This is a genomic window from Rhodanobacter umsongensis (assembly GCF_042654965.1).
GTDB lineage: Bacteria > Pseudomonadota > Gammaproteobacteria > Xanthomonadales > Rhodanobacteraceae > Rhodanobacter > Rhodanobacter umsongensis.
Genome location: NZ_JBHSMK010000003.1, coordinates 264647 through 279599, shown reverse-complemented (window position 1 = coordinate 279599; position 14953 = coordinate 264647). Strand labels below are relative to the sequence as shown.

General features: G+C 68.7%; 8 protein-coding genes. All 8 read right to left on the bottom strand.

Annotated elements, in window-relative coordinates:
- Positions 1–8: 8 nt before the first annotated feature.
- Entirely contained in the window at positions 9–716 is a 708-nt protein-coding gene (locus ACFPME_RS06500) for a c-type cytochrome (RefSeq protein ID WP_377303298.1), read from the bottom strand.
- A gap of 8 nt (positions 717–724) precedes the next feature.
- Positions 725–3340, bottom strand: coding sequence for an MtrB/PioB family outer membrane beta-barrel protein (locus tag ACFPME_RS06495; RefSeq protein WP_377303296.1), 2616 nt, complete (start codon positions 3338–3340; stop codon positions 725–727).
- Between the two features lie 12 nt (positions 3341–3352).
- Entirely contained in the window at positions 3353–4486 is a 1134-nt protein-coding gene (locus ACFPME_RS06490; protein ID WP_377303294.1) for a DmsE family decaheme c-type cytochrome, read from the bottom strand.
- 294 nt (positions 4487–4780) lie between these two features.
- Complete coding sequence (locus ACFPME_RS06485) at positions 4781–6004, bottom strand: TIGR03862 family flavoprotein (protein ID WP_377303292.1); 1224 nt, start codon at positions 6002–6004, stop codon at positions 4781–4783.
- 171 nt (positions 6005–6175) lie between these two features.
- Positions 6176–6859: an ArsR/SmtB family transcription factor gene (locus tag ACFPME_RS06480; RefSeq protein WP_377303290.1), complete on the bottom strand. Its 684-nt coding sequence runs from the start codon at positions 6857–6859 to the stop codon at positions 6176–6178.
- A 65-nt stretch (positions 6860–6924) separates the two neighbouring features.
- Entirely contained in the window at positions 6925–9477 is a 2553-nt protein-coding gene (locus tag ACFPME_RS06475) for a bifunctional diguanylate cyclase/phosphodiesterase (protein WP_377303661.1), read from the bottom strand.
- A 236-nt stretch (positions 9478–9713) separates the two neighbouring features.
- A complete protein-coding gene (hrpB, locus tag ACFPME_RS06470) occupies positions 9714–12254 on the bottom strand; it encodes an ATP-dependent helicase HrpB (RefSeq protein WP_377303288.1) in 2541 nt (846 codons plus the stop codon).
- 87 nt (positions 12255–12341) lie between these two features.
- Positions 12342–14951 carry a type II secretion system secretin GspD gene (gene gspD / locus ACFPME_RS06465; RefSeq protein WP_377303286.1) on the bottom strand — a complete coding sequence of 870 codons (2610 nt, stop codon included), beginning with the start codon at positions 14949–14951 and terminating at the stop codon, positions 12342–12344.
- Between the last annotated feature and the right edge of the window lie 2 nt (positions 14952–14953).

The window sequence follows — 14953 nt, the reverse complement described above, 5'->3', positions numbered from 1 at the left end:
GCCGGCGGTCACCAGCTGCCGAGATAAGTCGACAGCGCCTGCACGTCGTCATCGCCCAGCGTCTGCGCCACGCCATGCATCACCTTCGCGTTGCTGCCGCCGCCGCGTGCGCCACTCTTGAAGTCGCCCAGCTCCTTCGTCACATACAGCCCGGACTGGCCGCGCAGATGCGGGAATGTTGCCCAGGGCGGCTGCGGCGCGCTGCCCGGATGCGGCTGCGGACCGAGCCCTGCCGGGCCGTGGCAGCCCTGACAAGGCGGAATGCCTTGCGCGGGATCGCCTGACAAATACAACTGCGCGCCGCGCGAACTGGCATCGGCCTTCCCCGCCGGCTTCGGCGCCAGCGAGGCAAAGTAGACGGCCAGATCGCGCATGTCGGTATCGCTCAGGGCGGCGGCCTGGCCGGTCATTACCGGATCGTTGCGCTGACCGTCGTGGAACTCCTTCAGCTGCGCGTAGAGATAAGTGGCCGACTGGCCCGCCAGGTTCGGAAAGTTCGGCGCGATCGCCACGCCACGCGCGCCATGGCACGCGGCGCAGACTGCCGCCTTGCCGGCACCAGCCTGCGCGTCACCGCTGACCGGCTGCATGCGACGCTGGTCCAGCACCCTGGCCGGCGCCGCGGACGTCGTGGTGGCAGGTTGCTGTGCAGCGACATCGAGCACGGCGGTCGACGTCAGCAGGCATGCGAGCAGGAGACTGGTGCGATATGTCATCACGGCTCCTACAACTTCAGGTTCAACATGACGCCGACCAGGCTCACGCTGTAGTGCAGCTGGCCACCCTTGTCGGTGTAGAGGCGGTGGTCGTAGCTGAGCGTGTTGTCGAGCCCGGCGTAATGCCAGTCGCTGAATGCGCCGGTTTCGTAGCGGCCGTACAGGCGCACGCCGACGTTGCGGTTGACGCGGAAACTCAGGCCCAGGTCGAGCGTATTGGTGCGGTACTTGTTGTCGGGAAAACCCGCATTGGCCGCGGCCACGCCGGCGGGATCGCGGTAGGCCAGCGCGCCGATGGTGGCGTAGCTGTAGCCGACGTGCCCGAACGAGCCGGTGTAGTTGTAGCTGAGGTCGGCACGCACACGGCCGAAATCGTGGCTGAGGCTGAAGCCGCCGTTGCGGTTGCTCTCGCGGTCGAACTCCCACCACTGGTTCGCGTACGGATACAGCGGTCCGCCGAGATTCGGGTTGACCTGCTCGGGCGTGCCGAACACGGCGCCGTTGTCCGGCCCGTCGGCATCGTTGACGTTGGAGATGCCCATGCGCGAGGTTTCCACGCCGAGGTAGGCGTTCATCGTGGTCGCCGGGGTCGGCTGCCAGTCCCACTGCAAGGTGGCGCCGGTGGTGCGGGTGTCCTGCCGGCCGATGAGTGCGTCGTACCGGTCGCGGTTGCCGTAGAACGTGGCCGACAGCGTGGCCGAGTCGCCCCACGGGTAGGTGATGATCGCGCGCGCCTTGCTCTCGGTGCGGTTGGACAGGTCGTACTTGCGCATGTCGGCGACGGTGTGCGCCGGCAGGCCGTTGGCCGGGTCGACGAAACCGGGCAGCGACTCGGAGAAGAACGGCACGTACGGATCGTAGTTGTACTTGTCGCCGTCGCGCTTCGCATACTCCCAACTGAGCCGCACGGTGGCGCCGATGACGTCGCGGCTGACCCAGTCGAACTTGATGCGCTGCTCGTCGACGCGCTTGCGCTCGCGGTACTTCGGCCGGTTGTGGTCGTAGGTGTAGGTGACGCCGAGCGAGCTCTTGCGGCCGAGCTGCCAGTCGGTGCCCAGTTCGAGGATCGTGTCGGTGTAGCCGAACGGCACGTTGCGCACGGTGACGTTGCGCGACCAGTACAGCGGGTTGGTCGGATCGAAGATGCCGGTCTCGCCCGGCACCACGCTGCCCTGCGAGCCGTTCTCGGAGATGTAGCCGTACTGGCCGGTGAGCGGGTTGTAGGCGAGGTAGCGGGTCTTGTTGTCCTCGCGATACCAGCGCAGGCCGGCATGCCAGCCGAACGCGGGCGTGGGATGGAAGGTGACCCGCGCGTCGAGCAGGCCGGTATCGATGCGCGCATTCGCGCTCTTCTGCGACAGCGCCGCGGTGGTGTTCCAGTTCGCGCACTGGAAGGTGTAGTCGGCCGGCGGCGCGATGAAGATGCCGCCAGTGCCGGTGCAGGTGGTCGGCGGCAGCAGCGCATCGTTCTGGCGCATCGTGCCCCACGCGCCGGCCACGGTGAACTGGCCGTTCCACTTCAGCTCGCGCGACAGGTCCAGCCGCACATTGTGGTAGTCGTTGTCCGGCTCCAGCGAGAACTGGCCGTCCTTGATGTCGGCCACCTGCGGCGTGCCCGCCACGTTGTACAGGGCGAACGGGCTTTCGAAATTAAGGTGGTCCTTGTGGTTGCGGAAGAACGAGCCGTTGTAGGTGGCGAGGAAGTGCCACAGCTTGCCGACATTGCGCACGCTGAGGTTGATGTCGGTGGTGCGGAAGTCGATCGGCCGCACCGTTTCCAGGATGCCGCCGTCGTCGGGGAACGGGAAGTTGAAGAACATCGAGCCGCCCCACAGGCGGGTGCCGCTGCGCTTCTCGTTGGTGATCGCGGCCGAGCCGATCCAGTTGCGGTACAGCACGCCTTCGTAGCTGAGCCCCGCGCGGGTGCGGGTAAGCCCGATGCTGCGTCGTGGCGTGGCGGCCGATACCGCGGCCACCTGCGCCGGCGTGCTGGCGCCAGCCACCAGCGGTGCGGGCAGGGTCAGGTCGGTGCCGCCGACACCGTTCCAGATCGGATAGGCATTGGTCGACATCGTATGCGGCATGTCGCGGTAGAAGCCCTCGATGCGGTAGCTGCCGTAGCGGCCGGCGCGCAGGCGGTAGAACTGGTCGTCGCCGCTCAGGTGGCTGCCGCGCAATTCGACATAGTTGCCTGTCCTGCGGTTGTCGAAATTCAATGCGAACAGGCCCAGCACGGCACCGCTTTTCCAGTCGGCGTACTGGCGGAAGTCTTCCGCGTTGCGGTCGCCGCCGACGTGCAGGTAACCGAACTCGATCAGCCCGGCGTAGCGCCAGTCGCCCTGGCCCAGCGGCTTGCCCGGGTCGACCATCGGCGGATACGGATACAGCGCGCCGGTCGGCGTGCGCAGCATGCCGGCGTGCAGGTAGGACATGCCGTCGGGGTCTGCCGGCTGCAGCATCGGTGTCCAGCCACGCAGGTCGAGTGCGTTGCCGAACTGCATGTCGCCCACCCGCATGGTGCCGCTGGTATCACCGGCCCGCACATTCTGCGCGCCGAACAGCCCGCACAGCAGAGCCAGCGCCAAGGCTGTCGGCGTCGTGCGATTTCCTTTCAGCGCAAGCATCGTCGGCCTCCGTCACTTGTGGAACTTCGGTCCGGAAGGATTGTTCGAGCCGTGGATATTGCTGTGGCAGGTCAGGCAGCCGCGCCCGATCAGCCGCTCGTCCGGATGCGGGCCGGTGCCGAGTCCGGCCGCGCTCTGCAGATCGTTCGGATGCAGCGTCATGGTGTGGCACTGCTGGCACAGCATCGGGATCGGCGCGACCAGCAGGGTCTGTTGGTTGGAGCCATGCACGTCGTGGCAGTTGAGGCAGTTCGCGCGTACCGGCGCGTGCTCGAACAGGAACGGCCCGCGCTTCTCGGCGTGGCAGGTGTAGCAGGTCTCGTTGACCGTATCGGTCTTCAGCAGCGGCCTGGTGATCGAGCCGTGCGGGTTGTGGCAGTCGGTGCAGGCCATCTGCCCTTCCGGCAGCGGCATGTGCGAGCGGCGGTTGAACTTGGCGCGGATGTCCTGGTGGCAGGTGGCGCAGACTTCGTTGATCGACGACTTCGCCAGCACGCCTTCGGGCGACAGCCGCGCCATCGGGTTGTGGCAATCGGTGCAGGACAGCCCGCGGTTCTGGTGGATCGAGCCGATCCAGTGCTGGCGCGCACCGCCGGCATGGCAACCGAGGCACACCCCGGCCTGGACTTGCGGCGGGGTCTTCGCATCGTGGGTGAAGGCGATGATCAACCCAGGTGCGGTGGGGTCCTTGGCGTGGGCCGAACCCGGGCCGTGGCAACTTTCGCAAGCCGCCTGCGGGCCGGTGTTCGCGGCACCGGCACGGAACGAGGCGACGTGCAGCGTATGCGAGGCCTGCACATTTTCCTGCGCGTGGCAGGCCACGCAACTCTTCGCACCGATCGCATCGGCCTGCGGTGCCAGCGGGTTGGCCGGGATCGACGCGGCATCGAACGGTGTGGCCGGGCTGTCGTCGATCGCCGGCAGGTGCGCATGGTCCTCTCGCGCCGCGTTCGCGCCCATGTCGGTGGGCGGCAACATCTTCGCGATGTCGTCCTGGCTGAGTCTGCTGGAAGGGCTGTGCCCGGCATCCGTTGAACCGTGCGGGTCAGTCTGCTGACCGTGCGCCGCGGGCGAGCCCAGCAGCACGCCGCCGACGCCAAGCGCAACGCTCAGCAGAACTGTGCAAAACGGCGAAATCGCACGCATGCGACTGGCGCTCCATGGTTAGAATCGCGATCGACAGGCCTCGGCCCCGTTCGGTACGCGCTCCCTCGGCGCATCGCACTTACTCCCGGCCCGGAGTATTCACCCGGCGGCGGAAGTTTGGTAGCCCCTCGGCGTGCCTCGAATGTCGATGATCCGTGAACGCCGCCATCCGCCGATGGACGTCGATATGCCGAAGAAGGTCGCCCGTGCGCGCCGGGATCGCCACTCGCGATTCGACCGGTTCAGCGCAAACGGAAGACGGGGTGCTTTATCGGCGGGACCGGCGCGGCCGCGCTACGCGCGCAGCCAGCGCGCCGCGCCACGCCCGGCAATCAGGCCACTGGCGAGGCAGGCGGTCAGCAGGTAGCCGCCGGTCGGTGCTTCCCAGTCCAGCATTTCACCGGCGCAGAAAACACCTGGCCGCTGGCGCAGCATCAGGTCCTCGTCCAGCGCTTCCAGCCGCACGCCGCCGGCCGTGCTGATCGCCTCGGCCACCGGTCGCGATGCACGGAGCTTGAGCGGCAACGACTTGAGCTGCGCCGCCAGCGCCAGCGGATCGGCCAGCGTGGGCTTGTCGGTGAGCTCGAACACCAGCGCACATTTGGCCGGATCGAGCCCGGCGCGACGGCGCAGCCAGTCCCCGATGCTGTGCTTGCCGCGCGGCGCGGCAAGCACCGGCTCGGTGTAGCCGGGCACCAGGTCCAGCATCAGCACGGCTTCGCCGCGCGCGGCGATCTGTTCGCGCAATTCGGCGCCGATCGCGTAGATCAGGCTGCCCTCGATACCGTATTCGCTGAGCACGAACTCTCCCTGGCGCGAATGCGCGGCGCCGTGGCGATCGACCCAATGCGCCACCACCGGTTTGAGTGGAGCGCCGCCGAAGCGGGTAGACAGGTGTTCGCTCCACGCCAGCTCGAAACCGCAATTCGCCGGCTGCAAGGGCGCGATATCGACGCGCGCCTCCTGCAGCGGCTTCACCCAGCTGCCATCGGATCCCAGCTGCGGCCAGCTGGCACCCCCGAGGGCCAGGATCACGGCCTTGGCCGGCACCGCGCGCTCGCCCTGTGGCGTGGCGAAATGCAGGGCGTCATGCGCCTGCCAGCCCAGCCAGCGGTGATGCATGTGAAACGTCACGCCGGAGTCGCGCAGGCGGCGCAGCCAGCGGCGCAGCAGCGGCGCCGCTTTCAGGTCCGTGGGAAACACCCGCCCGGAGCTGCCGGCAAAGGTTTCCACGCCGAGCCCGCGGGCCCAGGCACGCAGCGCGTCGGCATCGAACGCATCGAGCCAGCGCTGGATCTCCCGCTCACGCTCGCCGTAGCGCGCGGCAAAGCGCGCCCGCGGCTCGGCGTGGGTCAGGTTGAGACCACCCTTGCCGGCCAGCAGGAATTTTCTGCCGACCGAGCCCATCGCGTCATACAGGTCGACGGTCAGCCCCGCCGCGCAGGCAGCCTCTGCCGCCATCAGCCCGGCCGGACCGCCGCCGATGATGGCCAGCGGGGATGTGACGGCATGAATCATCCGCCCATGATCGCACGCCGGTGCGTGCAGGACGAACCGATGGCCGGCCGTTGCGCGGGGTCAGCGGCGCGATCGCCTCCGACGGCTCCCCGCTGCATGCGGACGTCTGGACGTCCATGGCCGCGCGGCAGGGCATGCAGCGGCCCGACGGCAGCGCTGCGCGCCGGCCGGTCAATCGATCGGCACACCGAGCAGGCCGAGCTGGCGCAAGCCGCCGGCACTGGGCTGCAGGGCGCGACCGCGCGGTAGTCGGCGCAACCAACCGGCCTGCAGCATCGCGGCCGTCAGCATCACCCCGAGCGGACCCCCCAGATGCATGCGGCGCTCGGTCCAGTCCAGGCAGCTGCGGCCATACAGCGGCGTCTCAGCCAGCTCCAGCCCGCTGGCGCTCAGTGCCGCTGCGCCGTCGGGTCGCAGGAAAAGGCCGCGCGATCCGGTCTGCAGCCAGTCGCGCTGCAGCAGGGTGGTGCAGAAGGCAACGCCGAGCGCGCCGGCCAGATGCCGATAGCAGCTGCGCGCCCGTCGCAGTTGCGCATCGGCCTTGGTCGGCAACGCACGCGGCGCGGCCGCGCGCGCCAGCGAGAGCGACTCCAGCATCGCCGCGACCCTGTCATCGGCCAGTCGATAGTAGCGATGGCGGCCCTGTGCGCAGGCCGCCAGCAGGCCACCATCGACCAGCCGGCGCAGATGGGCGCTGGCGGTGGCCGGCGTGATGCCGGCCAGCTGCGCCAGCTCGCCGGCCGGCCGCGCCGTGCCGTCGACCAGCGCCAGCAGCATGGCGGTGCGCGCCGGTTCGGCCAGCAGGCTGCCAAGCTCGGCCAGCTGATATCGGTTGAGAGGCGCGGCATCGTCCATGCGCGCAGTCTAGTCAAGCCGGCGCGCGCACGCTTCGCCGGGCGGCAAAGCGTTCCAGGACGGCGCTAGCCACCGCGCTGGAACACGGCCAGTTCGGGGTGATGCAGGCTGAAGCCCTGCACCCGATTGACCCCCAGCTCCATCAGCGCCTGCACCGTCTCCAGATCGGTCACCCATTCGGCGACCACCTCCAGGCCGAGCCGATGGCCGATGTCGGTGACCGCCCGCACCATCAGATGGCTGACCGGGTCAGTGAGCATGTCGCGCACGAAGCTGCCGTCGATCTTGATGATGTCCAGTGGAAGGTTCTTCAAATAGGTGAATGAGGACATGCCGGCGCCGAAATCATCCAGCGCAATGCGGCAACCAGCCGTCCGCAACTGCTCCATGAAGCGCACGACCTGCGACAGGTTGCGCACCGCCACCGTCTCGGTGATCTCGAAACAGACGCGCGACGGGTCCACCTGGTAGTGCTGCAGCCAGCCAATGATCAGCCCCGCCAGCGCCACATCCTCGACACTCGCCCCGGAGAGGTTGATCGCCACCATGCCCAGGTTGGCACCCGTCGGGTGCAACCGGTTGAAGTTGGCCAACGTGGTTTCGACCACCCAGCGATCGACCACCGGCATCAGGCCATAGCGCTCGGCTGCCGGCATGAAGACGCCCGGCACCATCAGCTGGCCGGACTCGTCGCGAAAGCGCAGCAGCACCTCGATGCCGGCATGGCCACCAGCCACCAGCGGCAGTGGCAGTGGCCAGATCTCCTGATACATCAGTACCAGGCGATGCTCGTCGATCGCCCAGCGCAACCGGTTGGCCCACTCCATCTCGCCATGGCGCCGCATCGTTTCGTCGTCGCGCTCGGAATAGAAATGCACGCGATTGCGGCCCAGCTCCTTGGCCATGTAGCAGGCGGCATCGGCCTGCGTGAGCAGGTCTTTCACCAGGATGTCCGGGCGCTCGATCATCACGCAGCCGATGCTGGCGCTGATGGTGTAGCTGCACTGCTCCCAGATGAAGACATAGCCGTCGATACACAGGCGCAGGCGTTCGGCGACCTGCCCGGCAGCGGCGCGGTCGGCCACGTCGGCCACCAGCACACCGAACTCGTCGCCGCCCAGGCGCGCCAGCACATCGGCGCCGGCCAGCTGTTTGCGCATCACGATCGCCAGCTGCGCCAGCAACTGATCGCCGGCCAGATGGCCGGACGTGTCATTGATCAGTTTGAACTGATCCAGATCGAGGTACAGCAGAACCGCGGGTGACGTATCGCTGTCGGTCAGCGCCAGGGCGGCCTGCAGCCGGCGCTCGAACTCGCGCCGGTTGTACAGCTCGGTCAACGCGTCGTGGCTGGCCTGGTGACTCAGCAACTCGGTGAGCTGACGCTGCTCGCTGATGTCGTTCGCCACCATCAGCAGCTTGTCGTGGCCGCTCAGCACGACTCGCGAGATCGCCACGCTGGCCCAGAAGCTGGCCCCCGCGCCGAGATGCAACTGCGCTTCGAGCCGGCCACAGCCGCGGGTGTCCGGGCCACGCAGGCGCCCGCACAGATCCTGATCCTCGAACAGGTCGGGCATGTCGCGTTCGCCGATCTGCGCGCCGAGACGATCGCGCGCGGCCTGGTTCGCGTAGGTGATCCGTCCGCTGTCCACGTCGGCCAGCAGCACCAGCACCGGCAGCAGGTCGTTCAAGGCACGGAACCGCTTTTCGCTTTCACGGTAGCGGCGGCTCATCTGCCAGCCCAGATCAAGCGCCCGCTGGCGTGTGCTGACCACGGAAAAGACCAGCATCGCCAGCAGCACGCTCACCAGCAGGCCAGCGGGCAGCACCGACTCGCTCCACGCGATCGGCGCCAGCCCCGCGTCCTGCGGCACCATCACGATCTGCCACACGCGGCCGCCATGGACCAGCCGCTGCTCGAAGCGGTAGCCGTGCGACGGCATGGCCATGGCCGGCTGCGAATCGAAGAGCGTCAGCGCGGGCAACCCGGTTACGTCGGTGATCCTCAGATGCAGCTCGCGCTCCAGCTCGGTCGGCAGCGCGTCGCTGATCAGGCTGCCCAAGCGGAATGAGAGGGCGATCGAACCGCGCATGCGCTGGCGTCGCTCGGCCACCGTCGCAGGCGGGGTACCCGCGCTGAAGATCGGCAACCGCATCGTGATGCCGTCGTCGGGCGCACTGGACAATGCCTGCTGCACTGGGCGGAACGGCGCCGACAAGGCGACCCGGTCACTGTCGCGCGAGGCCAGCAGGCCGGCCAGGTTGCGCGGCTGCGCACTCACATCCAACCCGACCACCGCTTCGTTGCCCGGCAGCGGATCGACCCAGCGGGTGACGTAATGGTCGCCGTCAGGCCGGCCTTCGCGCTGCGCATAAGCCAGCGCCAGCAGGCCCGGAAACCGCTCGCGCGGTCGCATGTTCAGATAGAAGCTGCCGAACTCCGCCGCGGTAACCTCGTCCGAGGCGAGGAAAAGGGTCTGCGCGGCACGCAGCAATGCCTCGGCCGAAAGCAGCTTCGCCTGCAGCGCGGCGCAGCCTTTGCCGGCAAGCTCGTTGCGCATGAAGGTCGTTTCGGCCTGCTGGCGCCTGGCCTGCTGATCATGCAAAGCCAGCGTCATGGCCAGCCCGATCAGCAGCGCCAGCCCGCTCCACAGGTATGCCGCAAGATGGCGCGTCGAGGAGGCGCCCTCGGCCTCGCCGTCGCGCTCTGCTGCCGCGCGGGAATGATGAGCATCCTGTTTTTCGGGCAAGGAATTCACCGCGCGATCGCATGGTAGCCAAGCGTACACAAACCGCCGGCGCAGATGGCGTGCGTCGCTTGGTGTTTTCCATCAGGCCGGCGGGCCGGCACCGGTTAGCGCGGACGCGGCTTGGCCCGATGCGTGGGCGTGGCGGTCCAGGGGTCGTCCGGCCAGGGATGGCGCGGGTAGCGTCCCTTCAGCTCCTTTTTCACTTCCGGATAGGTGCGCTCCCAGAACCCTCTCAGGTCCTGGGTCACCTGGATCGGCCGGCCCGCGGGCGAAAGCAGGTGCAGGGTGACCGGGATGCGGCCGCCGCCGACCCGTGGCGTATCAGCCAGGCCGAACAGTTCCTGCAGCTTGACCGCCAGCACCGGCGGCTCACCCTCGGGATACTCGAGCCGGCGGGACTGGCCGCTCGGCACGGCGAGGCTTTCCGGCGCCTGCGCGTCCAGCAGGCGGCGCTGCTCGTGATCCAGCCGTGCCGCCAGCGCTTGCGACAGTTCCTCCGGCGCCAGCGCATCGAGCCGGTGCTTGCCCTGCAGATACGGCGCCAGCCAGTCGTCCAGGCTGGCCAGCAGCGCCGCGTCGGATACGTCCGCCAGGGCCAGCTCCGGCATCCAGGCGCGCAACGCCAGCATGCGTGCGCGCAACCGCCTTGCCGGCTCGCTCCAGGGCAGGGCATCGATGCCTCTGGCGCGTACGGCGCCCAGCAAGGCGGGCAAGGCGTCCTGCGGTTGCACCGGCACGCTGCGGCGGTCGAGCACGATCGCGCCGAACCGCCGCTCCTCGAACGCCTCGGCGGCGGCGCGTTCATCGTTCCAGCGCAGCGTTCGTTCGCGCGTGAACTGCGTGGGGTAATCGCGCTCCAGCGCGCGCGGGTCGAGCGGTGCCGCGGCCAGGATCAGGCTGTCGCGATGCTCGTGGCGCAGGTCCAGCGCGACCAGCCAGGGTTCGCCGTGCAGTGCGGTATCGTCATGCAGGCGTGCACCGCGGCCATTGGCCAGGGTGTATCGCTGCGGATTGTTGTCATCACGACGGGCCACGCGGTCGGGAAACGCATGCAGCAGAAGCTCGCCCACGCAGTGGCTGTCGGGTACGCCGCTGGCGGCGGTATGGACGTCCAGACGTCTGCGCCAACCCTTGCTGGCCTGTTCGATGGCCGCCAGTGAGCCGGTATCCACGTCGCCCCGCGCAACCGCGCCGCGGCGGTCGCGCCAGGCGTGCAGCGCGGCCAGCCGGATCCGGAAATCGTCGTTGCGGGCGTGTGCGCCACGCAGCGGTGAACGCGCCTCCATCAACGCCAGCAGATCGGCGATCAGCGCGCGCAGCGCGATAGGTGCGCGCAGCGCCGCCGCCGCCAGCCGCGGGCTGGCGCCCAGTTCCAGCATGCGGCGCCCCAGCGCGGTGATGCGGCCATCGGCGTCCAGCGCGGCCAGCCGCACCAGCAACTCGCGCGCCTGCGCCAAGGCGCCAGCCGGCGGCGGATCGAGCCAGCGCATCGCTGCGGTGCTGCCGGCGGTCACTCCCCAGGCGGCCAGTTCCAGCGCCAGCGCGGACAACTCGGCCTGGGCGATCTCGGCCTTGCGCGCCGGCTCCAGCCGCCTGCTCTGCGGCCACAGGCGATACGCCGTGCCCGGCGCCACACGGCCGGCGCGACCGGCGCGCTGGTCGGCCGATGCCTGCGAGATGGCGACCGTCTCCAGCCGGGTGAAGCCGGAGTTCGGATCGAAGCGCGGCTCGCGTGCGAGGCCCGCGTCGATCACCGCGCGGATGCCCGGCAAGGTGATGCTGGATTCGGCCACGTTGGTCGCCAGCACCACGCGCCTCGTGTGTGCCGCGTCCGGCGGCGCCAGCGCGGCCTGCTGCTCGGCCAGCGACAGCTCGCCGTGCAGGGCGAGCACCTCGACGCCCTGCCCGCTCCCCAAAGACGAGGGGAGCGTCTGCGCCAGCACCATCTGCGTGCGCGCGATCTCGCGGCGGCCGGGCAGGAACGCCAGCACGTCGCCCTCGTTCTCTTCCAGCGCCTGCCGGGTGATGCGCGCCACGTGATGCTCGACGCTTTCCTGCGCGCGCGCCGGCGGATGCTCGATACGCACCGGAAAGCTGCGGCCGGGACTGGAGATGCGGGGCGCGTCGAGCCATTGCGCGATGCGCGCGCCATCCAGCGTGGCCGACATCGCCAGCAGGCGCAGGTCCGGCCGCAAGGTGCCCTGCACGTCCAGCGCGAGGACGGCGCCGAGATCGCCGGCGAGGTGGCGCTCGTGGAATTCGTCGAACACGATCGCGCCGATGCCGGCCAGTTCCGGGTCGTGCTGGATCAGCCGGGTCAGGATGCCTTCGGTGACCACTTCGATGCGGGTCGACGCACCGACCTTCGATTCAAAGCGGATCCGGTAGCCGACCGTGTCGCCCACGGCCTCGCCGAGCTGTTGCGCCATGAACTGCGCGGCAGCGCGCGCGGCGATCCGGCGCGGCTCCAGCATCATGATCTTCTGCCCCGCCAGCCAGCCGGCATCGAGCAGGGCCAGCGGCACCTGGGTGGTCTTGCCGGCACCCGGCGGCGCTTCCAGCACCAGCCGCGGATGCGCGGCGAGCGAGGCGCGGATCTGCGGCAACACAGGCGTGATCGGAAAATTCGGCGTGGATGCGGTCATCCACGCCGATGATAACGGCTGCCGCATGCGGCGGCCCCGCGGCGGGCCTTCGCCGACCCGCTCGATGAAGCGCCTGCGCCCGGCCGATCATGGCGAAGGGGTGGAACGCAGGCACGCATCCTTCTGCTTGCGGGCGGCGTCGACGCTGCCCAGCGCACTGCTGTGCTGGCGCGCGTCCATGATGACCTGCCAGTTGCGTTCGCACAGGTTGCCGTGACGCGATCCCTGCTTCCACGACTGCATCGCCAGGTCCTGCGCGGTGGCGTAATCGGACTTCTGCAGCGCCGTCTCCGCATGCTGCTGCAGTTGCTCGGGCCAGCCTGGCGCGGGTGCCGCGGCCGGCGACAGTGCGGCAGTCGGTGCAGTGCGGGCGCCGGCCGCCGTGTGCAGGGGCTGCAGCGACTCGAACTTGCTCTGGTAGTCGTCGGTGATCTGGCGGGCATCCTCGCCGCCGCGGATCACCCGCGGCGTGATCAGCACGATCAGCTCGGTGCGGTTGCGGTTGTGGTTGGTGTTGCCGAACAGCCGGCCCAGGATCGGCACCCGGTTGAGTCCGGGGATGCCGGTGTCCGTATTGCCCTCGGCCTGCTGGATCAGGCCGCCCAGCAGCACCGTCTGACCGCTCTGCACCGCCACCTGCGTAGCCAGCTCGCGCTTGGAGATGGTCCGGTTGCCGTTGACCAGCGCCACCGAATTGTTCGGCTGGCTGACCTGCTGGCTGATGTTCATGTAGACCAGGCCACCGGGGTTGATCCGCGGCTGCACGTTGAGGATCACGCCGGTGTCGATGTACTCGACCTGGCTGAAACTGGTGGTATTGCCGATGCCGGTGTTGACGCTGGTCTGGTTCACCGGGATGCGGTCGCCCACCTGGATGTGCGCCAGCTGGTTGTTCATGACCACCATCGAAGGCGACGACAGTGTCTTGGTGTTGCCGCTGGTCTCCATCGCGCGCACGGCGACCTGCAGGTTGCTGTTGAGGAAGGAATAGAAGAACGGCTCGCCGCCGAACGCGTTGCCGCCCTGGCCCAGGCCGACCTGCCGATGGCGGTACGGCTGGCCCGGCACGAGCACGCTGTTGCCGCTGCTGTCGGTGGTGGTGGTGCTGCCGGTCAGCCCTTCGAGGTACCACTGCACGCCGAACTGGAACTCGCCGGTGAGGCTGACCTCCAGAATGCGTGTTTCGATCTGCACCTGCAGCGGTACGTTGTCGAGTTTGCGGACCGCCTCCTTGATTTCATCCCACTGCGAGGGGCGCGCCCGCACCAGCAGCTGGTTGCTGCCGTCGACCGAACTGATCCGCACACTGCCATCGCTGGAGCTGTACTGCTGCTCGTTCGCCGCGTTGGCGTTGTTGCCTCCGGTGTTGCTGACGCCGCCCAGGCCCGTCGACATGCCGCCCAGGCCGCCGGTGGTGCCGCTGCCATTGCCGCCGCTGTTGTCACGGCCTTCCGTGCCGCCGTTGAGCCCGGGATTGCCGCTGGCACCGCCGAAATCGCCCGAGCTGCCGAAGCTGCCGGCGGTACTGCCCATGTTGCCGGCAGCATTGGCATTGTCCGCGCTGCCGAGCGTGCCGCCGCGCAGGCCCGGTCCAACCTGGCCACCGGTGTCGGCGGCGCTGCCGGCGCCGCTGGCATAGATTTGCGCCAGGTACTTGGCCAGGTCCGATGCCTTGATGTTGCGCACGTCGTAGACGAACAGCTGCGGCTCGTTGCCGCCGCCGCGATCGATGCGGGCGATCCAGTCGCCGACCTCCTGCAGATATTCCGGCTGGGTGCTGATCACCACCAGCGCGTTGGTGCGCTCGATCGGAATGAAGCGCAGCATGCCGGCCAGCGGGGTGTCGCCGTGCACGCCGAACATGCCGTCGAGTTTCGGCATCAGCTCGCCGACACTCGCGTACTGCAGGTTGAACACGCCCACCGACATGCCGCGCAGCCAGTCGACGTCGAAGGTGCGCACCATGCTCTGGTAGTTGGCCAGCTCGTCCGGCGTGCCCGACATCACCAGCAGGTTGCGGGCCGGGTCCACCAGCAGGGTCGAATCCGGCCGCGCGAACGGCTTGATCAGTTTCTGCATCTCGGTGGCCGAGATATAGCGCAGCGGAAACAGCCGTGCCTGCAGGCCGCCCTTGGGCGAGGCGGCACCCAGGCTGGGCACCAGATTGCCGGCGACTGCGTCCTTCTCCGGCATCACCACATAGCTGCCGTTGCGCTGGACCAGCGCGTTGTGCGTCCACGACAGCAGGGTTTCCAGGATCGGCAGCGCCTGGCTCGAATCGACCGGTGCGGCGGTGGAGAACGAGATGTTGCCCTGCACGCCCGGCACGATCGTGTAGTTCTTCTTCAGCAGGTCGCCCAGGATCGCCTTGACTACCGCCTGCACCGGCTGGTTCTCGAAATTGAACGTCACCGCGCCGTCGCCCGTGGCGGCCGGTCGTGGCGTGCGCAGTGCGCCGGGCCGGATGAACTGCCCGCTGCCGCGGCTGACCTCTGCCGTGGCCGCGGTTTCGCTGGTGCCGTTGATGTCGTTGTTCAGCGGCAGCGGTGCCGGCACCGGGTTGCGGGTGCCGGCCATCGCTTCGCGCTGCAGGGCGCCGTCGTCGTGGGGCTGCGGCAGGCTGGCGCAACCGGCCATGCTCACGGCAAGGGCGAGGGCGGCGCTGCGCAGAGCGTGCTGGGTGAACGTGCGGAACATGA